At 65.5% G+C, this 22763-nt stretch carries 25 protein-coding genes, 3 tRNA genes and 1 pseudogene; 13 read left to right on the top strand and 16 right to left on the bottom strand.

Annotated elements, in window-relative coordinates; genetic code table 11:
• Position 1 precedes the first annotated feature (1 nt).
• The gene (locus tag GO488_RS08235; protein WP_162317281.1) at positions 2-676 is read right to left on the bottom strand and encodes a glycosyltransferase family 2 protein; all 675 of its coding nucleotides are present in this window, start codon (positions 674-676) and stop codon (positions 2-4) included.
• 100 nt (positions 677-776) lie between these two features.
• Here GO488_RS08235 and GO488_RS08230 point away from each other — a divergent pair, with 100 nt between their 5' ends.
• Both GO488_RS08230 and GO488_RS08225 read left to right on the top strand, forming a co-directional pair.
• Entirely contained in the window at positions 777-2318 is a 1542-nt protein-coding gene (locus GO488_RS08230) for an alkaline phosphatase family protein (protein WP_162317280.1), read from the top strand.
• 48 nt (positions 2319-2366) lie between these two features.
• Positions 2367-2978 (top strand): DUF309 domain-containing protein, encoded by a 612-nt coding sequence (locus tag GO488_RS08225; RefSeq protein ID WP_162317279.1) that lies wholly within the window; start codon positions 2367-2369, stop codon positions 2976-2978.
• A 262-nt stretch (positions 2979-3240) separates the two neighbouring features.
• On the opposite strand, the gene azf is transcribed toward GO488_RS08225, so the two are convergent.
• On the bottom strand, positions 3241-4014 hold the full coding sequence (gene azf / locus GO488_RS08220; RefSeq protein WP_162317278.1) for an NAD-dependent glucose-6-phosphate dehydrogenase Azf: 774 nt from the start codon (positions 4012-4014) through the stop codon (positions 3241-3243).
• A gap of 75 nt (positions 4015-4089) precedes the next feature.
• On the opposite strand from azf, the gene GO488_RS08215 reads away from it, so the two are divergent.
• Both GO488_RS08215 and GO488_RS08210 read left to right on the top strand, forming a co-directional pair.
• On the top strand, positions 4090-4437 hold the full coding sequence (locus GO488_RS08215) for a dihydroneopterin aldolase family protein (protein WP_162317277.1): 348 nt from the start codon (positions 4090-4092) through the stop codon (positions 4435-4437).
• A 69-nt stretch (positions 4438-4506) separates the two neighbouring features.
• Complete coding sequence (locus tag GO488_RS08210; protein WP_162317276.1) at positions 4507-5631, top strand: DUF7544 domain-containing protein; 1125 nt, start codon at positions 4507-4509, stop codon at positions 5629-5631.
• 127 nt (positions 5632-5758) lie between these two features.
• Here GO488_RS08210 and GO488_RS19645 read toward each other — a convergent pair whose 3' ends face one another.
• Positions 5759-5923: a hypothetical protein gene (locus tag GO488_RS19645; protein WP_164509627.1), complete on the bottom strand. Its 165-nt coding sequence runs from the start codon at positions 5921-5923 to the stop codon at positions 5759-5761.
• 202 nt (positions 5924-6125) lie between these two features.
• Between GO488_RS19645 and GO488_RS08205 the strand changes: the two genes are divergently transcribed.
• Positions 6126-6596 carry a DUF5790 family protein gene (locus tag GO488_RS08205; RefSeq protein ID WP_162317275.1) on the top strand — a complete coding sequence of 157 codons (471 nt, stop codon included), beginning with the start codon at positions 6126-6128 and terminating at the stop codon, positions 6594-6596.
• Positions 6597-6603: 7 nt separating this feature from the next.
• Here GO488_RS08205 and GO488_RS08200 read toward each other — a convergent pair.
• Positions 6604-7050, bottom strand: a pseudogene (locus tag GO488_RS08200) (creatininase family protein).
• A 164-nt stretch (positions 7051-7214) separates the two neighbouring features.
• Here GO488_RS08200 and GO488_RS08195 point away from each other — a divergent pair.
• Positions 7215-7538 carry a hypothetical protein gene (locus GO488_RS08195; protein WP_162317274.1) on the top strand — a complete coding sequence of 108 codons (324 nt, stop codon included), beginning with the start codon at positions 7215-7217 and terminating at the stop codon, positions 7536-7538.
• A gap of 66 nt (positions 7539-7604) precedes the next feature.
• Here GO488_RS08195 and GO488_RS08190 read toward each other — a convergent pair whose 3' ends face one another.
• A complete protein-coding gene (locus tag GO488_RS08190) occupies positions 7605-8126 on the bottom strand; it encodes a DUF6789 family protein (RefSeq protein WP_162317273.1) in 522 nt (173 codons plus the stop codon).
• Between the two features lie 120 nt (positions 8127-8246).
• On the opposite strand from GO488_RS08190, the gene coxB reads away from it, so the two are divergent.
• From coxB to GO488_RS08175, 3 genes are read left to right on the top strand one after another with little or no spacing between them, the layout of a single operon-like run.
• Entirely contained in the window at positions 8247-9098 is an 852-nt protein-coding gene (coxB, locus tag GO488_RS08185; RefSeq protein WP_162317272.1) for a cytochrome c oxidase subunit II, read from the top strand.
• Positions 9095-11722, top strand: a complete 2628-nt coding sequence (locus GO488_RS08180) for a cbb3-type cytochrome c oxidase subunit I (protein WP_162317271.1) — start codon at positions 9095-9097, stop codon at positions 11720-11722. The genes coxB and GO488_RS08180 overlap by 4 nt, the downstream gene beginning before the upstream one ends.
• A gap of 11 nt (positions 11723-11733) precedes the next feature.
• Positions 11734-12000 (top strand): cytochrome C oxidase subunit IV family protein, encoded by a 267-nt coding sequence (locus GO488_RS08175; RefSeq protein WP_162317270.1) that lies wholly within the window; start codon positions 11734-11736, stop codon positions 11998-12000.
• Between the two features lie 56 nt (positions 12001-12056).
• On the opposite strand, the gene GO488_RS08170 is transcribed toward GO488_RS08175, so the two are convergent.
• The 3 genes from GO488_RS08170 to GO488_RS08160 all read right to left on the bottom strand — a co-directional run bounded on the left by GO488_RS08170 (position 12057) and on the right by GO488_RS08160 (position 14269).
• The gene (locus GO488_RS08170) at positions 12057-12497 is read right to left on the bottom strand and encodes a hypothetical protein (protein ID WP_162317269.1); all 441 of its coding nucleotides are present in this window, start codon (positions 12495-12497) and stop codon (positions 12057-12059) included.
• Between the two features lie 67 nt (positions 12498-12564).
• On the bottom strand, positions 12565-13476 hold the full coding sequence (locus tag GO488_RS08165; RefSeq protein ID WP_162317268.1) for an NAD(P)H-binding protein: 912 nt from the start codon (positions 13474-13476) through the stop codon (positions 12565-12567).
• A 193-nt stretch (positions 13477-13669) separates the two neighbouring features.
• Positions 13670-14269: a cupin domain-containing protein gene (locus GO488_RS08160; protein ID WP_162317267.1), complete on the bottom strand. Its 600-nt coding sequence runs from the start codon at positions 14267-14269 to the stop codon at positions 13670-13672.
• Between the two features lie 91 nt (positions 14270-14360).
• Between GO488_RS08160 and GO488_RS08155 the strand changes: the two genes are divergently transcribed.
• A complete protein-coding gene (locus tag GO488_RS08155) occupies positions 14361-14957 on the top strand; it encodes a cupin domain-containing protein (RefSeq protein ID WP_162317266.1) in 597 nt (198 codons plus the stop codon).
• A 66-nt stretch (positions 14958-15023) separates the two neighbouring features.
• Here GO488_RS08155 and GO488_RS08150 read toward each other — a convergent pair whose 3' ends face one another.
• Both GO488_RS08150 and GO488_RS08145 read right to left on the bottom strand, forming a co-directional pair.
• Positions 15024-16946, bottom strand: coding sequence for an ABC transporter ATP-binding protein (locus tag GO488_RS08150; protein WP_162317265.1), 1923 nt, complete (start codon positions 16944-16946; stop codon positions 15024-15026).
• Between the two features lie 39 nt (positions 16947-16985).
• A complete protein-coding gene (locus GO488_RS08145) occupies positions 16986-17570 on the bottom strand; it encodes a DUF192 domain-containing protein (RefSeq protein WP_162317264.1) in 585 nt (194 codons plus the stop codon).
• Positions 17571-17655: 85 nt separating this feature from the next.
• On the opposite strand from GO488_RS08145, the gene GO488_RS08140 reads away from it, so the two are divergent.
• From GO488_RS08140 to GO488_RS08130, 3 genes are all read left to right on the top strand, one after another.
• A tRNA-Val gene (locus GO488_RS08140) sits at positions 17656-17729 on the top strand.
• Positions 17730-18007: 278 nt separating this feature from the next.
• Positions 18008-18127 carry a zinc ribbon domain-containing protein gene (locus GO488_RS08135; RefSeq protein WP_162317263.1) on the top strand — a complete coding sequence of 40 codons (120 nt, stop codon included), beginning with the start codon at positions 18008-18010 and terminating at the stop codon, positions 18125-18127.
• 88 nt (positions 18128-18215) lie between these two features.
• Positions 18216-18289 (top strand) — tRNA-Phe (locus GO488_RS08130).
• A gap of 501 nt (positions 18290-18790) precedes the next feature.
• On the opposite strand, the gene GO488_RS08125 is transcribed toward GO488_RS08130, so the two are convergent.
• The 6 genes from GO488_RS08125 to GO488_RS08100 all read right to left on the bottom strand — a co-directional run bounded on the left by GO488_RS08125 (position 18791) and on the right by GO488_RS08100 (position 22574).
• Positions 18791-18862: transfer RNA gene (locus GO488_RS08125), tRNA-Ala, on the bottom strand.
• A gap of 184 nt (positions 18863-19046) precedes the next feature.
• Positions 19047-19358 carry a 30S ribosomal protein S10 gene (gene rpsJ, locus GO488_RS08120; RefSeq protein ID WP_135305362.1) on the bottom strand — a complete coding sequence of 104 codons (312 nt, stop codon included), beginning with the start codon at positions 19356-19358 and terminating at the stop codon, positions 19047-19049.
• A 3-nt stretch (positions 19359-19361) separates the two neighbouring features.
• Positions 19362-20627, bottom strand: a complete 1266-nt coding sequence (tuf, locus tag GO488_RS08115) for a translation elongation factor EF-1 subunit alpha (RefSeq protein ID WP_162317262.1) — start codon at positions 20625-20627, stop codon at positions 19362-19364.
• A gap of 152 nt (positions 20628-20779) precedes the next feature.
• Positions 20780-21733, bottom strand: a complete 954-nt coding sequence (locus GO488_RS08110; RefSeq protein WP_162317261.1) for a homoserine dehydrogenase — start codon at positions 21731-21733, stop codon at positions 20780-20782.
• Positions 21730-22263: an amino acid-binding protein gene (locus tag GO488_RS08105; protein WP_162317260.1), complete on the bottom strand. Its 534-nt coding sequence runs from the start codon at positions 22261-22263 to the stop codon at positions 21730-21732. The genes GO488_RS08110 and GO488_RS08105 overlap by 4 nt, the downstream gene beginning before the upstream one ends.
• 89 nt (positions 22264-22352) lie before the next feature.
• The gene (locus GO488_RS08100; RefSeq protein ID WP_162317259.1) at positions 22353-22574 is read right to left on the bottom strand and encodes a hypothetical protein; all 222 of its coding nucleotides are present in this window, start codon (positions 22572-22574) and stop codon (positions 22353-22355) included.
• Between the last annotated feature and the right edge of the window lie 189 nt (positions 22575-22763).

Below are 22763 nucleotides of genomic sequence, written 5' to 3'. Positions count from 1 at the left end.
GTCAGCGAAAGAGGAGGACCCGCAGGATGGTGTCGGTCATCCGGACGGGGTAGAGGACGAACGTATCCAGCGTGAACTGCGAGTCGCCCTCCTCCCGAACGGGCATCTCGGTCGATACCTCGGTGATGCGGAAGTCCCGTTTCGCGGCCTCCAGGGTCTGTTCGATCGCCCAGTGCTTATCGGAGCGGTGGAGGATGCGCCGGAGCATCGAGACGCGATAGACCCGGAAGCCGCTGGTCACGTCGGTGATCTCGATGCCGCCCAGTCGGTTGACCACCTCGGTGAAAAAGCGGATGCCGACGTTGCGAGTCGCCGAGTAGTTCTGGTAGCTGTCGTTCAGATACCGACTGCCGATGACCATGTCGTAGTCCTTGGCGACCTCCAGCAGTTCCGGGATCTTCGCCGGGTCGTGCTGGCCGTCGGCGTCGACCTGTACTACCATGTCGAAGTCGTGCTTGATGGCGTACTGGTAGCCGGTCCTGACGGCCCCGCCGACGCCGGTGTTGAAGACGTGTTCGACGACGACTGCACCGTGTTCGCGGGCGATGGCGGCGGTGCCGTCGCTGGACCCGTCGTCGACGACGACGACGCGGTCGACGTACTCGCCGGTCTCGTCGACGACCGGGCCGATGGTGTCGGCCTCGTTGTACGCGGGGATGACGGCGACTGTGCGCACTGTGTGACGCTAATTCGGCAATCGGATATAGGCGTTTTGTCACGGCGACGCGAGCGCGGAGACGAAAAGACCTATCTGGGCTGTCGCACCGAGATACTGTATGACGCGGACGTTCGTCGTCGGGCTCGACGGCGCGAGCTGGCGACTGCTCGACCCGTGGATCGAGGCCGGTGACCTCCCGAATCTCGCCGCGCTGCGCGCGGAGAGCTCGTGGGCCGAGACCCGTAGCTGTCTCCCGCCGGTGACCTTCCCGAACTGGAAGTGTTACTCCTCCGGGAAGGACCCCGGCGGGTTCGGCGTCTTCTGGTTCGAGCGCGTGGACTTAGAAAACGAGCGCATCGAGGTGACCAACGGCAGCGACTTCCACACGGCGGAGCTGTGGGACTACCTCAACGACGAGGGCGAGTCGACCGGCGTCGTCAACATGCCGACGATGTTCCCGCCGCGGGACCTCGACGGCCCGGTCATCTGTGGCGGCCCCGACGCCGTCCAGGGCGAGTACCGGACGATCGACAGCGGCTACACCTCGCCCTCGGACTTAGAGGACGAACTGGCCGACCGCTTCGACTACCGGGTCCACCCCGACCCGCTGCTGTCCTCGAACGACGAGCGCGGCGCGGAGGTCGACGCCATCCTCGACGTGCTGGAAAAACGGTTCGAGGTGGCCCTGTGGCTCTTCGAGGAGCGCGACCTCGATTTCGTTCACGTCACGCTGTTCTACCTCAACGTTCTCCAGCACTTCTTCTGGGACGAGGAGCCGACCAAGCGCGCCTGGGAGCTCATCGACGAGTGGCTCGGCCGCCTTCAGGACCTAGAGGACACCAACCTCGTCCTGATGTCCGACCACGGCAGCGCTCCCACCACGACCGAGTTCTACGTCAACGAGTGGCTGGCCGAGAACGGCTATCAAGCCCACGAGCGGACCGTCGAGGACGTGCTTCGCCCCCTCGGCCTCACCCGCGAACGCGCACTGAGCGTCGCGAAACGCGCGGGTATCGTAGATCTCTTGGCCGCCACCGTCCCCGAGCGCATCCAGCAACTCGTCCCGCAGAGCGCGGGGCTGAAACGCGACCGGAAGCTCGAAGCCATCGACCTCTCGCGGACGCAGGCCGTCGCCAGCGGCCAGGGGCCCGTCTATCTGATGCCGGGCGTCGGCGACTCGGTTCGGGACCGCCTCATCGAGGACCTCCGCGGCGTCACCGACGAACACGGCGAGATCTTCACCGACGTCTACCGCGGCGAGGACGTCTACAGCGGCCCCTACGTGGACGAAGCGCCCGAGATCGTCGTGGACCAGCGCCCCGGCGTCCACGTCAACGACGGCATCGGCGGCGGCACTATCCAGACTGGTCCCGACCGCTGGGCGGCCGAGAACACGCCCAACGGCATCTTCCTCGCCGCTGGCCCGGACTTCGAGAGCGAGGGCGAACTCGACCAGATCAGCATCACCGACATGGCTCCAACGATTCTGGCCGCCAACGGTACCGCGCCCGCCACGGACATGGTCGGCGACGTGCTTCCCATCGTCGCCGGGGACGTCCCCGAGGACCGACGGGACCCCATCGACATCGGCGACGGCGTGGGCGGGCAGAACTCAGAGGAGGTCACCGAGCGCCTCCAGCAGCTGGGCTACATGGAATAAACTGCGGCGGGCGACGCTGTTTTCGGGGCTCACTCGCTACGGAGGTGTATGGACGCCCACCTCCGGGCCGGCATCGCCGTCTACAACGCGGGCCGGTACCACGCCGCCCACGACGCGTGGGAGGACTACTGGCTGGACCTCGATCCCGGCGACGACGAGCGGTTCCTCCACGGCCTCATCCAGTTCACCGCCGTCGTCCACCACGCCGGCAACGAGAACTGGTCGGGCGCGCGGGGGCTGGCCGAGAGCGCGGGCGAATATCTCGCCGACCTGCCGCCGGAGTATCGCGGCGTCGACCTCGATTCGGTCCGCTCGTTTCTCGACCGCGTAGCGGCCGACCCCGAAGCGGTGGACTGGGACGACCCGCCGCGGCTGACCCACGACGGCGAGACCATCGGCTACGACGACCTCGACTTCGACGCCACGGCCGTCGCCGCCGACGTGCTGGCGGAGGCCGACGGCTACGACGAGGACGCCATCGCAGGCGCTATCGACTACGCCCGCGACGAACTCGACGAGCGCGGCGAGGGCCGGTTCGTCGGCCTGCTGTTCGCGTTCGTCCGTGACGAGGAGCACCGCGCCGTGGTGTATCACCGCCTGCGCGATCACGTCCAGCGCGAACGGCAGAAAGACGACGACGTTTCGGGGTTGTTCGGCTAAGTAATTCTCGCACCGTCTGAGACACCAAAGTTACCGAAATGGTTCTCCGCGCTTCCGTTCATACCACCAGTGGAGTGCAAAGAATAGGAAAGTCAGGACAAAGAACACACCTACTATCGAACTAATATCGCCGATTCCTACTACACCCTCTGATATTATACTGTATACTAACCCACCGACCATTCCCCCGATAATCGTTTCTCCCGCTTTTGTCCCAGTATACAGTATATCGACCATATCTCTGTAATAGTCGAATAACTGTTCAAGCGTCCGGTTCCACGACTCTATCCTCGCCGTCGAAGTGTGCGGAGTTGTCCTGCGGGTCGTAGCCCAGCACGTCTTTCGCCCGCTGGATGGAGTAGTACTTCCGGTCGTTGTCGGAGATGCCGTAGACGATCTCGAAGTCGTAGTCGGCGTCGAGCGCGCAGGCGTGGATGTTGGCGCAGTCGCGGTAGGAGAGCCACATCGCCTGCCCGCGTTCGTAGTCGATGGGCGGGTGGCCGCGCGTGAGGTTGCCGATGCGGATGTTACAAACGTCGATGCCGTACTCGTCGTGGTAGTACCGGCCGAGCACCTCGCCGGTGGCCTTCGAGACGCCGTAGAGGTTACCGGGGCGGGGGAGCTCGGTGCCGTCGAGCAGGAAGTCGTCGTCGGAGCGGTACATCTCGGGGGTGCGGCGGTCGGTCTCGAACGCGCCGACGGCGTGGTTCGAGGAGGCGTAGACGAACTTCTCGACGCCCGCCTCGACGGCGGCCTCGTACATCTTCTTCGTGCCGTCGATGTTGTTCGAGAGGACGGAGTCCCACGGGGCCTCCGGGCGCGGATCGCCGGCGAGGTGGATGACGGCACCGACGCCTTCGACCGCGGCTTCGACGTCTTCGGCGGTGATGACGTCGCCGACGAGGTACTCGTGGTCGGGCTCCTCGGCGGGGGGGCTGTGGAACATGAGTTTCCACTCGTAGGCGTCCCCGATGCCCTCGAGGATGGCCTGCCCGACCGCGCCGCCAGCACCTGTGAGTAGAACCGGCTCGTCCATTCGTATGCGGGGGATAGAGAGCGCACAATAGGTAGCTTGCGGTTCCGTTATGACCGCGCAGTTCGACGGGCGAGTATGGAACCGACAGCCGCGCAGGTCGCGTGCTTCGAAGCGGGCATCAAGTTCGGGTCGCTGTACCACCAGTTCGCGGGGACGCCGGTCAGCCCCGACAGCGCCGACTCGCTGACGGCGGCGATGGAGGAGGCAATCGAGAACCAGCCCTACTGCGAGGCGGTCACGGTCGCAGTCCGCGAGGACGAACTTCGAGAGGCCATCGAGTCGGCCGGAGCCGACTACACCGAACTCACGGGCCGCTTTCTCGACGTGACGATGACCGTCGACTACGAGGGGGTCGTCGTCGAGACGAGCATGGCGATGGAGGACGGCTATCCGCTGATGCAGGTCGAGACGGTCCGAGAGTGAGGCGACGCGCCGGCTGATTCGTCGGACGGCGTCGAAAATCTTACCCCGTGGCCCGGTGCAGGTCCGGTGATGGCCCTCCACGCAATCGACGATATCGGCGACGCGATCGACGCGACGCAGTCCTTCCTCTTCCCCGTTGAGCGGGGGACGTGGCTCCGACTGGCGTTCGTGGTATTCTTCATCGGTGGCGGCGGCGGACTGGGCGCCTTCCGCATCCTGAACCTGCTCACCAACTTCGCCGGCGAGTCCGGACCGACCGGGCCGACCGATCCGACCGGACCGATGGGGTCGGGCAGCGAGTTCGCGGTGACCCGGACGCTCGGCGCGCTCCCCGAGCTCGGCGGCGGGCTCGCGGCACAGGTGTCGGGACCCGGCTCCGAGATGCCCGGCTCCGCCGAGGCGCTCGTCGCGGGGTTCGGCTTAGTCCTCGTCGCCGCGTTCGTCTTCCTGGTGTTCGTGCGGTTGGTACAGGGGCTGGTGAGCAACTTCGCGGAGTTCGTCTTCGTGCAATCGCTCGTCTCCCGGGAGGTACACGTCCGGCGGTACTTCGGCGACCACCTCGGCGACGGGCTGCAACTGCTGGCGTTTCGCGTCGCCTTCGATATCGTCACGGCGATCGTCAGTATCGTCGTTCTCGGCGCGTTCTTCCTCCTCGCGCTCGGCGGGCAGACGAGCGACCTCGGCGGGAGCGTCGTCGCCGCCCTCTCGCTGCCGATCGTCGCCCTCGTCGCCGTCGGACTGCTCGTCGTCGGCACCGTTACCGGGTTCACGAACGTCTTCGTCGTCCCGCTGATGGTCTCGGGGGACGACAGCATCCTCGACGGGTGGCAGCGTCTCCTCGGTTCTATTCGCGACCGGCCCAAGCAGTACCTCGCGTACCTGCTCCTCTCGGTGGTCCTCGGCATCGGCGTCGGCATCGTCGGCGCGGTCCTCGGCGCGGTCGCCTTCGTCGCGCTGGGGATCCCGTTCTTCGTCGTCGGCTTGGTCGTCTGGTTCGCGCTCGGACAGGGCCTCGCCGCCGGCATCCTCGCCGGGGTCGTCGGGGTCCTGTTCCTGCTGTTGCTGTTCGTCGTCGGTCTCCTGATCAACGTCCCGCTGGTGGCGTTCCTCCGCTACTACGCCATGTTGGTGCTCGGCGACATCGACGAGACGCTGGACCCCATCCCGGCGGTCCGCGAAGACATCCGAAGCTAAGGGCGCGGCTTCGCGCTATCGAAATCCGCGATGACAGCGCTGGTTGGCGTGTGATCAGCGGCGATCGACTGCCCCATCGCAGTCACAGCCGCTACAACAACCGAGAACGGCGGACGGCGAGGCGGGGTTACGCGGCGGGTTCGACGGAATCCTCGCCGCATCGAGGACAGTACTCGTAGTTCTCGTCGAGCGATTCTTCGCAGTCGAGACAGACGTACTCCGCCCGCTTGTTATCGGTGAACGCCCGTTTCGTCTTCTCGACCGTCCGGCCGACGTCGCTGAAGAGTCCCATCCGCAAAGCTAGCGGTGCGACGTGGATAAACGTTGGTTCGCGCTCGCTTCCCCGTCTCGGCCGTCGCGAGACGTGCGGTAGCGGGGAAGATCCCTGTAACACCTTCAGTTTCGGTTTCCGATTTTCCTGACCACTGCAGTCCGGCGATTACACTTTCACTTTCAGGCGGGCTTTTAACCCGTCACCGCGCCAACGGGTCGGTATGAGTCAGACGAGTCTGGACGACGACGAACTGTTCGCCGACGCGGCCGACGAGATGCGTACGGACGTCGAGGCCTCGCTGGGGGAAGCGCGCGAGGCGCTCCCCGAGGGCGACGACGTGTGGGAACTCGACGCCGACAACACGCTCGGCGCGCTCAACGCGCTGAAGGACGCGCTCGACGTGGGCGACGCCGAGGACCACCTGCGGGACGCCAAGAAGTGGTACACGATGGGCGAACGCGCCGACGCCTTCGAGGACGCCGACGACCTCGCCGAGGCCATCGAGGAGATCGAAGACCTCATCGAGGACGTCGAGGGCGCGCGCGAGCAGGTCGGCGACCTCACGTCGACCGTCCCGCAGCTGCGGAGCACGCTCGAAGACTTCGGCGAGGAGGAAGCGGAAGAGGAGTCCGAGTCCGAATCCGACGCCGACACGGACGCGGACGGCGACGCGGAGGAGGCCGAGGCCTAGATCGCCCTCACCGCTCGCGGGTCGCCACCCGGTCGAGCAGTTCGACGAGCGCAGCGCTCGCTTCGTCCAGCAGTCGCGCCCCCCGTTCTGGCCCGCCCTCGCGCGGGTCACCGACGGTCCCGTTCTCGCTGAACTCCGCGGCGTCGTCGGTCAGGTTCACGCCGCTGACCCACTCGTCCCAGCCGTCGGCAGCGCCGTCTGCGGCTTCGTCGGCCCGGTCCTCGCGGACGAGTTCGAGACGGCTGTGTCGGACAGGCTCGTCTCTAGTGGCCCGCCGTGGCCGTTGACGACGCGGTCCCAGCCGTGGTGGGCGAGACTGGCGACCGTCTCGCGGGCGTAATCGCGAAACGTGTCCCAGCGGCGCGTGCGGGCCGTGCTGTTCGGTGCTCCCGACTGGGAGGAGCGCGAAGTCGATCTCGACGCGCTCGGCGTCGGTCCACGTCGCCGGCTGCAAGCGTGTGCGGTGTGCGCGCGAGGGCACAGCGTAGCGGTCCGCGGCGCTCCGGCTCCGCAACGCGTAATCCTCAGTTCGAATATATAATGGTAAATAGCACTATGTACTGTCGCTCTTTGAGCATAAATTCGATTTAATACGCGCTGGGAAAAACAGGACGGCGTATGTCTAGCGACAACGGAATCTCGCGACGACGCTTCGTCAGTACCGCAGCAGGTGCAGCGACTGTCGCCATCGCCGGGTGTAGCGGCGGCTCCTCCCAGGAGGAGAGTACCGGAACCGAAGAGGGCGACGACGAAACGACCGGAACGGCGGCCGACGAGACGAGTACCGGAACCGTCGAGGGAACGGAGACCGTCGAATCCGAGACCGGGTCCGAGAACGAGACGGCCACCGTGAACGAAACCGGTACGGTAAACGAGACAGCCACCGGCAACGAGACGGCGACGGCCGACGCGACAACGACTGCGAACGAGACGGCCGAGTAACGGGCGCTTCTCCGTACGACGCTGCCGTTCGGCGTCGAATCGAACGCGCTTTCTCGAAGCGACGACTCAGACGATCGAGTCGGGTCGCGTGGCGAAGTAGTTGAAGACGGCTCCGAGTCCCATCCCGTAGACGACGTGGGCGACGAGGGTCAGCACGGCGTACAGCACCAGCGAGAGCCCGGTCTGGCCGGTGTAGAAGGCCAGGACGAACCCGGTCCACATCGCCGCGCCGAAGAAGGCCCCGGAGACGGGGTCGGTTCGGCCGGGCAGGTACTCCTTGAGCGCCGCGAAGAGGAGCGGCCAGGGGAACATCCCGCCGCCGAGGAAGATGAAGAAGCCGAAGAGCACCTCGGGGACGTAGCCCGTCAGTCCGACCAGTTCGGTGAGGATGGCGAAGTCGGCGAGGTCGAACGCGCCGAGCGACTGCGCGATAAGAAAGACCACCGTCATCATCGCGGTGCCGACCAGGCCGCCGGCCGCGCCGACGACGCCGTCGGCGAGGATGCCCCGCAGGTTGTCGAACTCCTCGCTGTCGCTCACGGACTCGCCGTTCATGGGGTCTTCGACCCCGGATGACGTGTCTGCCATGCCGTGTTGTAACATACCAATGAACAAAAAGGTTCGCGCGCACCGCTCGGTCTCGGGCCAGATATGTAAGCATACTGTCCACAATACCTAATAGACGCTACAAAAAATCATGAAGGAACGATGAGTTACACGATACCACACAACGTGGTCGGGATCCCGCTCCACGGGGGGAGCGTCAGGGCACCGGCCGACGTCTTCAACAGCATCTTCGAGGTGTTCCTGCTGTTGGGGACTGCGGTGGGAATCCTCGTCGTGTCCTACACGCTGTATCACGCCATCAAGTACCGCGAGACGGCGGGCGAGGACCCTTACGAGGGCAAAGTCGAGCGACCGCAGATGGGGGAACTGCCGACGGGCGGGTCCGGCGGGCGAAAGGTGTTCTACTCGTTCGGTATCAGCGCGATCATCGTCGTCTCGCTCATCGCGTGGACGTACACCACGCTCCTCTACATCGAGAACGGTCCGTCGGGGCCGCAGGTAGACGCGCTGGAGATTGACGTCGAGGGTTTCCGGTTCGGCTGGGAGTTCACCTACCCGAACGGGTACCGGACGAACACGCTTCGCGTGCCACAGGACCGGGTGGTCAGATTAGACGTGACGTCGTCGGACGTGTTCCACAACTTCGGGATCCCCGAGTTGCGGGTGAAGACCGACGCCGTCCCCGGCCAGACCACGCAGGCGTGGTTCACGGCCAATCAGACGGGCAACTACACCGCCAAGTGTTACGAGCTGTGCGGGAGCGGCCACTCGCTGATGACCGCCCCGGTGCAGGTCGTCTCCGACGAGGAGTACGACGCGTGGTACGCGAACACGTCGAACCAGACCGCGAACGGAGCGGAGAGCGAAAACGGAACGCAGGCGGAGAGCGGAACGCAGACCGAGAACGGAACCGCAACTCCAACTAGCGGAACCGCCACGCAGACGGCGGCCCGCATCAGTAGCCCGGCGGCCTTCGGGGGTGTCCCGGCATGAGCGAGAGCCACGAGCACGGGCTGCCGCCGAAGTCCTCGATCAGTCGCTGGTTCCTCACGACGAACCACAAGGACATCGGCGTCCTCTATCTCGTCACCGCGCTGTTCTTCTTCGTCTTCGGCGGGACCTTAGCGCTCTTGTTCCGCCTCGAACTCATCACGCCCGCCGCCGATCTGCTCGGGCCGATGGGGTACAACCAGGCTGTCTCGACGCACGGCCTGCTGATGGTGTTCTGGTTCATCTCGCCGTTTGCCTTCGGCTTCGCCAACTACCTCGTCCCCCTGCAGATCGGGGCCGACGACCTGGCGTTCCCCCGTCTGAACGCGCTGTCGTACTGGCTCTACCTCTTCTCGGGCGTCCTGATGGGCGTCTCCTTCTTCCAGGGGATGACCTTCGCCGGCGGCTGGACGATGTACGCGCCGCTGAACACGCCCGCCTACATCCCCGGTGAGGGACTCGGGGCCACGTCGGTCGTGCTGGCGCTCATCATGTTCACCGCCGCCGTCACGCTCGGGTCGGTGAACTTCCTGACGACGATGTACCGGATGCGCGCCGAGAACCTGCGGATGCGCGATATCCCGATCTTCTCGCTCTCTATCAACCTCACCGTCTGGATGATGCTCTTCGCCTTCGCCGCGCTGCTGGCGGCGCTGATGATCCTCGCCTCCGACCACATCATCGGGACGAACTACTTCCAGTACTCCATCGACGGGACGACGATGGCGACCGACGCCGACAACCCCGGGGCGTCGCTGCTGTGGGCGCACCTGTTCTGGTTCTTCGGCCATCCGGAGGTCTACATCGTCTTCTTCCCGGCGCTGGGCGTGATGGCCGAGTGCTTCCAGACCTTCACGGGGCGGCGACTGGTCGGCCGCAAGTGGTTCATCATCTCGATGGTGCTGGTGGCGCTCCAGAGCTTCGTCGTCTGGATGCACCACATGTTCCTCACGGGCATCAACCTCCCAATCAAGACGGTGTTCATGGCGACCACCATCGGCATCTCGCTGCCGTTCGACCTGATGGTGTTCTCGCTCATCTACACGATGGCGAAGGGACGAGTGAGATTCACGACGCCGTTCCTGTTCTCGCTTGGCGCGCTGCTACTGTTCATCATCGGCGGCATCACCGGCGTCTTCCTCGGCGCGATCGTACTCGACTACCAGTTCCGGGGCACCTACTGGGTGGTCGCGCACTTCCACTACGTGATGGTCGCGGGCGCAACGGCGCTGTTCGGCGGGCTCTACTACTGGTACCCGAAGATCACCGGGAAGATGTACGACGAGACGCTCGGGAAGCTCCACTTCGCCGTCTACTTCGTCGGGTTCAACCTGCTCTACTTCCCGATGTTCATCGCGTGGGAGACGCCCCGGCGAGTGTTCCAGTACCCCCAAGAGCTCCAGATCTGGCACTCGATGGCCACCGTCGGCGGGTTCTTGCTGGGCGCGAGTTTCCTGATCATGTTCTACAACCTCTTCGCCTCGCTGTGGCGCGGCGAGGACGCCGGCGACAGCCCGTGGGCCTATGCCACCTCCGCAGAGTGGGCGGTCTCCTCGCCGCCGCCGCTGGAGAACTTCCCCGGCGTCCCGAGTTACGCCGGCGGCTCGCTCTCCTTCCTCGACGACGAGGAGGTAGCCGAACGCACCCGGAAATCCGGGAGCGGCGTAGCTGCTGACGGCGGTGCTGCGACGGACGGCGGGACCGCCGCCGATGGGGGTGAGCCGTCCACCGGACGGCGAGCCTCGTCGGGCTATCGGCCCGGCGGCGGAACCGCTTCGGTGACGCCCGTGACGGCGACCGGAACGCCGGCGGCGACCGCCCACGAGACGAGCGGCGAGGAACACGCGAGCCACGCCAGTCTCTGGCCGTTCCTGGTGAGCTTGGGCGGATTCATCGCGTTCTTCGGTCTCTCGGGCGTGCGGACCGGCAGCGTCGTCTACGTCACGCTGGCCGCGCTCGGCGGTCTGGCGACGTTCGGGGCGCTGTTCGGGATGGCCCGCGAGCCGTTCCACGCCCCGGAGATGCCCATCGCCGAGCGCTGGCCCTTCGCTAAGGTGGAGAAGCCGAAGCTCGGGATGTGGACGTTCCTCGCGAGCGACATCGTCCTCTTCGGGGCGTTCATCGGGTCGTACGCCTTCGTCCGGGTCGCTTACGGCTGGACCGCGTGGCACCACGACCTCATCCCCGCCGAGCACGTCACGATGCCGGGACTGATCAACACCTACCTCCTGCTCACGTCGAGCTTCCTCGTCGTGCTGGCGATGGTCGCCGCGGAGCGCGAGAGCAAGAAGGGAACGACCGCCGCGCTCGCGGGCACGTTCGCCCTCGGCGTCGGCTTCCTGATAAACAAGGGCCTGGAGTGGCAGCACCTCTTTCACATCCACACGGAGCTGTTCCCCAACGGCTGGAACCTCTCGACGAACATCGCGTCCTCGACGTTCTACCTCACCACGGGCTTACACGGGGCACACGTCACCGTCGGTCTCGTCATCTGTGCGTACATGACCGTTCGCGCGTGGAACGGGGCCTATCAGGGCGACGACAGGGCCATCGAGTACTTCGGGCTGTACTGGCACTTCGTGGACATCGTCTGGCTGTTCCTGTTTCCGCTGTTCTACATACTCTGAGGTGAACGAAAATGAACTGGAAAGGATACACCGTCATATACGTCGTGTTGTTCGCGTTCGCGACTGCACAGGCCGTCGTGGAGTTCGCGGGTCTCGTCGAGAGCGCGTACTGGCTGGCCTTCGGGGTCATCATGGTGCTGTCGGTCGTCAAGGCCGTCGGCGTCGCCGCCTACTACCAGCACCTGCGCTGGGAACCCCGGTCGGTGACGTACCTCGTCTTAGGCGGCACCGTCGCGGCGATGGCGCTGACCTTCGCCGCCGCGTACTCGATCCTCTGAGTCGGAGCCGCCGCTCTCGTTCTCCGGACCGAACAGAGAACCGCACAGCGCGGCGCTCAGCCGACCAGCTGTAGGGTCACGGCGAGCAGAAAGAGCGCGCCCGCCACCGTCGCGGACTCGGCGACGGCCAGCGACCGGGGGTGGCCTCGCCGCGTCGCCGAGAGGTAGACCCCGAAGAGGAGGTAGCCGACCAAGAGGAGTCCGCCGCCGAGCGCGACGGCGATTCCCGCGGCGGCTCGCATCTCCGTCGGGCCGCCGATGTACAACGCGACGCCGCCGACGGCGCCGACCACCAGCAGCGCGAAGGCCACCGTCAGCGCGATCGGGTCGCCCGATAACCGAGTGAATCGCGCGTTCAAGTCGTCGCCGGGCGGCAACGCGACGCGCTCGGTGCTCGGCGAGTAGTGGTACCAGCCGCGGCTCCGCCCGATCCACCCCAGAACCGCGAGCACGAACACCCCCATCAGAGCCGTGCTCACGAGGTATGCCGTCGACATGGTACGTCAATACATGGCACTCGAACATAATTGTTTGTGCCGGGCCGCCGAACGAGGGACCCGTCCATCAGGCCTCGGCGACGCGCTTCCACGCCGCCTTCTCCTCGTCGAGCGCTCGCTGGACGCCCTCCTCGAACGGCGTCAGGTCCACGTCGACCAGCTCCTCGATGCGGTGGTCGTCGACGACCACGCGGTTGCGCAGGCCGTCGACGAGCGGTTTGGCGACGCTGGTGGGGACGTCCGTGACGAGCCCGAGCCACCGCGCCGAGAGGCTCGGCGAGAGCACGGGGACGGGGACGATGAGCGGTTCCCGGCCGCGCACGTGCCGGGCCGTCGTCAGCAGGATCTCCTGATACGTGAGGACGTCGGGACCGCCGATCTCGTAGGTGCCGCCGGCCGTCTCCGGCGCGTCGAGGACGCCGACGAGGTAGTCCACCACGTCGTCGATATAGATGGGTTGACAGTCGGTGCGGACCCACTCCGGCGTCACCATCACCGGCAGCCTGCCCGCCAGCTGTCGGATGATCCGGAAGCTCGCGGAGCCGTCGCCGATGACGATGGCCGCCCGTAGCGCCGTCAGCTGCGCGTCGCCGCTACCGAGGATGTGTTCGACTTCGCGGCGGGACTTGAGGTGGTCCGACAGCGTCTCGTCGTCGTCGCCGCCCAGCCCGCCGAGGTAGACCAGCCGCTCGATGCCGGCCTCGTCGGCGGCCTTGAGGAAGTTTCTCGCCGCGTTCCGGTCCCGCTCCCGGAAGTCCTCGCCCGCCTCCATCGAGTGGATGAGGTAGTACGCGGCGTCGACCGACGGCAGCGTCAGGTCCGAATCGAGGACGTCGCCCTCGACGACTTCGACGCCGTCGGGCGCGTCGTAGCTATCCGGGTCGCGGGTCAGCGCGACCACCTCGTGGCCCCGCTCTACCAGGGCCGGGACGAGGTTGCTGCCGACGAAACCGGTCGCGCCGGTCACGAGAACTCGCATGTTTCGACTTGCAGCGCGAGGCGTTTAACTGTCGGCCCGGCATCTGAGGGTCGAACCCGAGAAGTCGTCGTGTCACGGCCTCGTCGAAATCCTCAGCAGTCGAGAGAGACCGCTGGCGAATACAGAAGACGGAGGCAGCAAACGGGAACCCCACCGCGGAGACGACACCACCGACATCGGCCCGTTTGCTCGCTCACTCAGTCGGGGGCCGGTAGCCGAGCAGGTCCCCGAGCCTCGCGAGTATCTCGAATACCCAATGTGGCGGGTGAACGACACGCTGTTCGTCTTCGTGTTCGACGACCAGCATGGCGAGCAAGATGGACGACTCGATGTCGTCCGGCGGCATCGGCACCCCGCGTTCCGTTTTCAACCTCTGGAACCCCCGAAAGAACTCCTCGAACTGCATCGCGGGTCGGTGAACGTTGATCACCTCGGCAGGCCCCGTGTTCTCGAACGCGTGTTCCGTATCCGGTGGGACGACGACTTCCTCGCCGGCTTCGACCGTCGACCACTCCCCATCGACCTGTATCTCCAGTTCGCCAGCGATGATCTGATAGCTCTCCTCGGCGGTCGGATGGAGATGTGGCGGTAACCTCCCTCGTTCGTCCAACTCTATTCGGGTCTTGAACCGTTTTCCACCGGTCTCGTCCGCTGTTTCGATGATCTCCCATCTGCCCGGAAATCCCTCGTGATCGAGGATTCGACTCGGATCGGCGTCCGCCTCTGTGAGTGTCATATATGAGCATACAGCAATACCGAGCATAAGCGTTCGGGCAGGTGAGCTATCAGCCACCCGAATATCGGCGCGTCGCGCCGATTTATCAGTCCACCGAGCCTCCACGATGGCCCGGACAGCTATAGTCTGCCGGTTGGTACTATTCAACATGACCGTGTTAGCCGTGCCGTCCGGAGTGAATCCGGAGGATTCCGCGTACGTCGAAAATCCGGTCACCGGGGAACAGTTCCGGTTTCACTCCCGGCCCGACGAGCCGGCGACCGACCCGTTGGAGTTCGACGTCTGGGCGTCCCCCGAGATGTCGCCGCTCGCCGAGCACGTCCACCCGAAGCAAGACGAGACGTTCACCGTGAGCTCGGGCACCGTCGAAGTGATCCGAGAGGGTGTCAAATCGAGATACCGCGAGGGCGAGGCGGTTACGATCGAGGCCGCCACCCCACATACGTGGACGAACGCGGGCGACACTCGACTCCACCTGCGGGTCCGTATCCAGCCGGGACTGCAGACCGAGGCCTTCCTCCGTGACTTAGCCACCCTCGCTCAGCGGGGCGAGGTCAAGACCGATGGCGCGCCGCCCCTGCTTCGGGTCGCAGCTCTCTACGACGCCTACGGATACGACTTACTCCACCTAGCGAGCCCACCGCTTCGGGTCCAGAAGGTACTGTTCGGAGCGCTGGCCCCGGTAGCGAGCGGACTCGGTTACCGCGCTAACCCGGTCGAGGACGCGGACACAGTTCGACGGTAGGCGATGCGATTACGGGCGGTGAGACGGGGGTGATCGGTCACACCTGCCTCCGGACTGGCTGCTGAGTCAATCGTCCGCGTCGGTCTGCGCCCGGCGCTGAATCGCCTGCTCGACGAAGTCCTCGGGCAGTTCGTCGATCTCGCCGGCCTGCACCGCCCAGAGGTTCGCGTAGAGACCGTCCGCCGCGAGGAGTTCCTCGTGGGTGCCGCGCTCGACGATGCGGCCGTCGTCGAGGACGAGGATGGTATCGGCGTCCTTGATCGTCGAGAGGCGGTGGGCGATGGCGAAGGTGGTCCTATCGGCGCTCAACTCGTCGAGCGAGCGCTGGATGAGCATCTCCGTCTCCGTGTCGACGTCGCTGGTCGCCTCGTCGAGCACCAACAGTTCCGGCTCTTTCAGCATCGCGCGGGCGATGGCGATGCGCTGGCGCTGGCCGCCCGAGAGCTTGACGCCGCGTTCGCCGACCATCGTGTCGTAGCCGTCGGGGAGGTTCTGAATGAACTGGTGCGCCTCGGCGGCCTTCGCGGCCTCGCGCACCTCGTCGTCGCTCGCGTCGAACGTCCCGTAGGTGATGTTCTCGCGGACGGTCCCGTAGAAGAGGAACGTCTCCTGGCTGACGTAGCCGATGGCCCGCCGGATAGAGGGTATCTGGACGTCGCGGAGGTCCTGTCCGTCGATACGCACCGCGCCCTCGTCCACGTCGTACATCCGCAGGAGCAGTTTCATCACCGTGGACTTGCCCGCGCCCGTCGGGCCGACCAGCGCGACGGTGTCGCCGCCGTCGACCTCGAAGGAGACGTCTTCGAGAATCGGGTCCTCGTCGCCATCGTATCGAAAGCTCACGTCGTCGTACTCGACGGCTCCCTCGGTGACCGACAGCGGCGGCGCGTCGTCGGCCTCTTCGAGGCGACCGGGCGTGTCCATCAGACCGAACACCCGCTCCGCGGAGGCGTAGGCCCGCTGATACATATTGATTATCTGTCCGAACTGCGCCATCGGCCAGACGAACCGCTGGGTGTAGATGATGAACGCGACGAACTCGCCGGGCGAGAGCGACAGCGAGAGCGGCCCCGGGGGCTGCCCGATGACCATCAGGCCGCCGACGGCGAACGTGAGGACGAAGCCCAGGCCGGCGACGAGGCGGAGACCGGGGAAGAAGGTGATGCGCGTCTCGATGGCGTCCCAGTTCGCGTCGAGGTAGTCCTGCGAACTGTCCTCGACGCGGTCGGACTCGAACTCCTCGGTGTTGGCGGTCTTGATGATCTGGATGCCGCTCAGGTTGTTCTCCAGCCGGGAGTTGAGTTTCCCGACCGACGCGCGCACGTCGGCGTACTTGGGCTGAATCGTCTCGATGAACCGCTTGGTGAACACTGCGATGATGGGCACCGGCAACAGCGCGACCAGCGCCAGCTGCCAGTTCATGTAGAAGAGGTACGCCGCGATGCCGAGCACCATGATGACCAACCGCGAGGTGGAGTTCAGCCCGTCGTTCAGGAACTTCTCCAGCCGATTGACGTCGTTCGAGAGGACCGACATCATCTCGCCGGTCTGCTTGTCGGCGAAGAAGTCCATGTTCAGCCGCTGCATCGTCTCGTAGGTGTCGGTCCTGACCGTGTGCTGGACGTGCTGGGCGAACTTGTTCCACCCCCAGTTCCGGCTCCAGTGGAAGATCGCCCCGCCGGCGAAGGAGGCGGCGATGAGCCCCGCCGTCAGCCACAACTGCCCGACGGTCGTGCCCGGAATCCACGCGTCGGGGACCAGCGGGAGGCCGTAGCTCGTCCGCCCCTGGATGACCGAGTCGATGGCCAGCGCCAGCAACACCGGCGGCAGGAGGTCCAGCATTCGGGCGAAAATCGAACTGACAAGGCCCACGACGAACGCCCCGCGCTGGCCGCGACCGTAGGCCGTGAACAACCGCCACATCGGCCGGTCGACGCGCTCGCGGGCGTCCTCGAAGACGTCGTCGTCCGACGCCGCATCGAAATCCATCAGCCGGTCTAGCGGCCCGAGCCGCAAAAGCGCGTTGGGCTACGCGACGCTCTCGGGGAGTTCGACGCGATCGCCGACGCTGACGCCGGTCCGGTTGGCCCACCCGCGGTTCACTTCGAGGACGTACTTCCCTCGCCCCTCGTATCGCTTTAGTTCGGAGTTGCTCGTCCCCTCCGGCGGCAGCGGCGCGTGGTGGATGGTCGTGATGGTCCCGTTCGAGTCGACGAAGATGATGTCCAGCGGGAAGTCCATATCCCGCATGACGTAGCCGTAGGTCCCCTCCTCCTCGTGGACGAACAGCATCCCCTCGTTCGGTCCCAGCGACGTCGTATTGCTGAGCCCCGTATAGCGTTGGGCGGTAGTGTTCGAGATGCGGACTTCGACGGTTGCTAACCGCTCGCCGCCGTCGCCGTGGGCCGCGACAGTCGTCGCTCGCTCCGTCGATGTCGCGGTCGGCGTCGGGGCCGCGGTGGCGTCGGGCGTCTCGTCGTAGACCGTCACGTTCCCCTCCTCGTGATCGCCGACGCCGACGAGGTCGACCCACAGGCCGGTCTGGAGGGCGACCACGGCGAACGCGAGCACGCCGACCAGTCCGAAGACGACGGCCAGCGGACGACGATTCATACCGTTACTGAGGGCCAGAGCGCGGGTAAGCGTTCCGACCCCAGAAAGAAAGGGTTATTCCCGACGGTGGAAAACGTGAGAGTGCGGGTCCGTGGTCTAGTTGGTTATGACGTGGCCTTTACAAGGCCGAGGTCGGTGGTTCGAATCCGCCCGGACCCACTGAGTTCTCGCGGCGCTCACTTTCGAGCGCCGCGTGTACGAAGCGGCCGGCGGATTCTAATCAGGGAACGAAGCGTAGCGGAGTGACCGTGGTTCGAATCCGCCCGGACCCACTTCTGACGGCGACTGCGACGAGCGAAGCGAGGAGCCAGTGCCGTCTGTGGGGGTGACTAGGAGTCGCACCCTGCGAGACGAACGAATGTGAGTCTCGCTCCGCTGCTCTTACCGAACTGACACCTGTCGAAAGTCATTTATCGGGGTCTGTGCTACCGCAGACCATGATAAACGGTTCGACGTGTCCCAAATGCGGGGGGCGCGTCTCGACGGTGAACGGGGCAGAGTACGTCTGTGACGACTGCGGAGCGGAGTTCGACAGCGCGGACCTCTTCCTGCCGTAGCGGCGTGGGTGACCGACACACGATTCGCTGGATGGCGAGCGGACTTTCGAAATCCTTTTTTCTACCCTCGTCCTCGCTTCGAGTGCGCGCCGCCTTAGCTCAGACTGGGAGAGCACTCGACTGAAGATCGAGCTGTCCCCGGTTCAAATCCGGGAGGCGGCATACTTTTGCGGCGAACAACTTCGTGAGCCGCAAATATGCGACCCGACCGGATTTGAACGAGACGAGTCATAGCCCGGAATGGCGAGCGGAGCGAGCCACATGCCCGGATTGTCTCGGCAAGGTTCACAATCCGGGAGGCGGCATTCGGATTCTACGCGATTTCCATTCGAGCGGCTTTTGCGCTTGACTGACGATCGAACTGTCTCCGGTCCCGCGAGCGCAGCGAGTCTTTCGGACGTTCACAATCTGAGAGGTGCATTTTCGCTGTGAGCGATACTGTGAGCAGCAGGTGCTCTCCGAGCGAGTTTGAACTAGGCCAGCAAGGCACAGCGAAGCGAGCATTTCTGGGCGGCGTTCACGGTTCGGGAATCGACAGCGATTCGCGCCGCTCGCGGATTCGCTCGCGGTGCAAGAACCATGGACTCGCCGGGATTGAGCAAACGCTTCGCGTTTGCGATGTTCGGCGAGTCCACGACTAAGCGAACGTAATGAGCGAAGGAATGGACTCGCCGGGATTTGAACCCGGGGCCTCTTCCTTGCGAAGGAAGCGATCTGCCACTGATCTACGAGCCCGCATCTCCCTCTCGAACGCGGGGTGGTAAAAACCCTGCGCGTGAGGGCGAACTTCGATAGCGATTCACACGGTGTGTGGTGTGTATCCCGGCGTGCGATTCGGGAAGCGGTCGAGTGCCGACGAGAGTAGGCCGGATGGCCTGTTTTCGGAAGACGCCCGCTTTCGCGAAACCTGCGGTCTCGCTCAGTCCTCGAGGACGATCTCGATGGAGACGTCGTTGGGCACCTGGATGCGCATCAGCTGGCGCAGCGCCCGTTCGTCGGCGTCGATGTCGATGAGCCGCTTGTGGACTCGCATCTCCCAGTGTTCCCACGTCGCGGTCCCCTCACCGTCGGGGGACTTGCGGGTGGGAACCTCCAGCGTCTTCGTGGGGAGCGGGACGGGGCCGGAGAGTTCGACGCCCGTCTTCTCGGCGATCTCCCGCACGTCGGCGCAGATGTCGTCTAAGTCCTCGGGGCTCGTGCCCGCGAGCCGAACGCGTGCCTGCTGGGACATGTGTTATCGCTCGTTGACGCTGAGGACCTTCCCAGCGGCGATGGTCTGGCCCATGTCTCGGATCGCGAACGAACCGAGCTCCGGGATCTCGGAGGACGGCTCGATGCTGAGGGGCTTCTGGGGTCGGACCGTGACGACCGCGGCGTCCCCGTTCTGGATGAAGTCGGGGTTCTCCTCGGCGACTTCGCCGGAGGCCGGGTCGATTTTCTGGTCGAGCGATTCGACGGTACAGGCGACCTGTGCCGTGTGGGCGTGGAAGACCGGCGTGTACCCCTCGGTGATGACCGACGGGTGCTGCATCACGACGATCTGGGCCTGGAACGTCTCGGCGACCGACGGCGGGTCGTCGGCGGGACCACAGACGTCACCGCGGCGGATGTCGTCCTTGCCGACGCCACGGACGTTGAACCCGACGTTGTCACCGGGTTCCGCCTTCGGGACTTCCTCGTGGTGCATCTCGACGGTCTTGACCTCACCGGAGACGTCCGAGGGCTGGAAGCTCACGTTGTCGCCGGTGTTGAGGATACCCGTCTCGACGCGGCCGACCGGGACGGTACCGATACCGGAGATGGTGTAGACGTCCTGAATCGGCAGGCGGAGCGGCGCGTCCGTCGGCGGCTCCGGTGCCGGCAGGTCGTTGAGCGCTTCGAGGAGAATTTCGCCGTCGTACCAGTCCGTGTGGTCGGACTCCTCGGCGATGTTGTCGCCCTCGAAGGCGGAGACGGGGATGAACTTCGCGTTCTCCGTATCGAAGCGGACCTGGTTGAGGAGGTCCTTGACTTCCTCGACGACCTGCTTGTACTCGGACTCGCCGTAGTCGACGAGGTCCATCTTGTTGACGGCGACGATGAGTTCGCCGATGCCCAGGGTGCGGGCCAGGAAGACGTGTTCCTGGGTCTGCGGCTGGACGCCGTCGTCGGCGGCGACGACGAGCACGGCGTTGTCTGCCTGGCTCGCGCCGGTGATCATGTTCTTGACGAAGTCGCGGTGGCCAGGACAGTCGACGATGGTGAAGTCGTACTCGTCGGTGCTGAACTCCTGGTGGGCGATGTCGATGGTGACACCGCGCTCGCGCTCTTCGGCGAGGTTGTCCATGACGTAGGCGAACTCGAAGCCGCCCTTGCCCTTCTCCTCGGCCTCTTCCTTGTGCTGTTCGATGACGTGCTCCGGTACCGATCCTGTCTCGTAGAGGAGTCGGCCGACGAGCGTACTCTTCCCGTGGTCAACGTGGCCGATGATGGCCAGGTTCTGGTGTTGTTCGTCGCTCATTGTTGTTTCTCACGCGCAGGGGCGCTATATCGGAGTCTTTAGCCAGTGGTTCATAAAACGATTTCGAAAGCGCTCGCCGGGGAGAGTGGCGCTGTCTGTCGATTTGGGACGCGGTGTCACGCGACGGGGACGACCACGTCGGCGGAAACCGCCTACAGCTCCGGGAGGCGGCCGACGTCCGCGAGGACGGCACTCGCCGTCTCGGGACCGCCGGCACCGCGGCCGGAGATGTTGAGTCGCCCGGCGTGTTCGGTCTCCAGCTGGACGATGTTTCGCGTGCCCGTCGGCGCGAGCGGGGCGTTCTCCGGGACGAGTCGTGGGCCGACGCGGACCTCGCCGTCGGCGACCTCGGCGATGAGGCGGACGGTGCGGCCGTCTTCGGCGGCCAGTTCGAGCGCGCTTCCGGAGATGTCCTGGATGCCCTCGACGTCGGCGTCTTCGAGCGCGTACTCTCGGCCGTCGCCCGCGAGGACGTTGGCGACGATGACGCCCTTGAGCGCCGCGTCGGTGCCGTCCACGTCGAAGGTCGGGTCGGCCTCGGCGACGCCGAGGTCCTGGGCCTCCGCGAGGACGTGTTCGTAGCCGAGTCCCTCGGCGGCCATCCGCGAGAGGATGAAGTTCGCGGTGCCGTTGAGGACGCCGCGGACGGCGTTGATGTGTTCGGGGTCGAAGTCGGCGATGGTCGAGAGGACAGGCATCGCGCCGCCGACGGTGGCCTCGAAGAGGACGGTGCCGCCGCTCTCGCGTTCGAGCGCGCGTACGTCGGCGTACCGCTCGGCGACCGGGCCTTTGTTGGCTAACACGACGTGGCGGTCGCGTTCGAGCGCCGCCTCGACGTGGCCGAAGCCGGGCTGGGCGTCGCCGAGCGTCGTCGGCGTCGCCTCGACGAGGACGTCGTAATCGGCGGTCAGCGCCGCGTCTGCGTCGTCGTCGCCGACGATGCCGTCGGTCTGTTTGCGGTCGAGGACCGCCGCGACGTCGAGGCCGTCCGCGTCGACCGCGGCGCTCTGTGAGTCCGCGTAGGCGGTCACGGTGTGCCCGTAGTCGGCGGCCAGTTCGGCAACCGAGGAGCCGACCGCACCGGCACCGAGGACGGCCAGTCTCATAGGTCGCCTCCGGTCGCCAGCGGCTCGATGACCCGCAGTTCCTTCTCGTCGGCGACCCCGCGGACGGTCTCGAGGATGCTGTCGGCCGCGCCCTGTTCGGTCGCCAGTCGGATGCGGGCGCTGGAGGCGTCGTCGGTGCCTTCGGGGGCCGAGAGCGAGAGGTCGGTCACCGTGGCGTTCGTCGCCGCCTGGATGCGCGAGAGCGTATCCGAGAGGTCGGTATCGATGAGATGCCCGGAGAGGATGACCGTCATCGTCTCGCTGTAGCGCTCGGCTCCGGCCTGGATGACGTTGATACCGGCGTCCCGTAGCGCGTCGACGATTCCATCGAAGCGCTCGGGCGTCGCCTCTAAGTCGACCTCAACGGGGATGTGCCCGCGGGGCGTGACGTTACCCCGCTCGTGGAAGATAGAGAGGAGGTTGCCGCCGCTGTCGGCGATGGGGCCGAGCGCTCGCAGCAGCTCGCCCGGTTCGTCGACCAGTTCCAGCCGAACTGTGTAGGATCGCACCTCGTCGGTCGAGTCGCTCATCGCCCGCTCACCTCCTGTGCAGTAGTGCCGCTCATTGTGGGAGACTCAGCAGGGGCACGTATAAGAAACCGTCCGTTTGGCGGGCGGCGTCAGGGCAAGTATCGGTCGTAGAGGTCGTCGATGAACGCGTTGAACTGCTCGCCTCGCGGCGTGCCCCACGGGTTGCGCGAGAAGTAGTATATCGCGGCGAAGAGCGTCGCCAGCCAGAGCGCTATCGCCGGTGGGACCACGAGTCCCCAGAGGAAAACGGACGTCCCCGCGATGAGTCCCGCGACGAGGAGATCCACGAGTTGGTGAAGTCGATTCGCCATACCGCCGGTTAGCCGTGAACCGCCCTAAGCGTGTGGGACTGCGGCTGGCGACGTCTCCCGAACCCGCTCTCGAAGACGCCCGCACTGGGCGACCGAATCGATAGGCTGCGAGAGTAGAACAGAAATGCCAAGAAGCATACCGCTCGCCAGCGGCGAGCGGTTTCACTGGTCGTGAACGGAGTGAACGAC

Source organism: Haloarcula limicola (genome assembly GCF_010119205.1).
Classification (GTDB): Archaea; Halobacteriota; Halobacteria; order Halobacteriales; family Haloarculaceae; genus Haloarcula; species Haloarcula limicola.
This window is presented reverse-complemented; position numbering and strand designations above follow the sequence as displayed.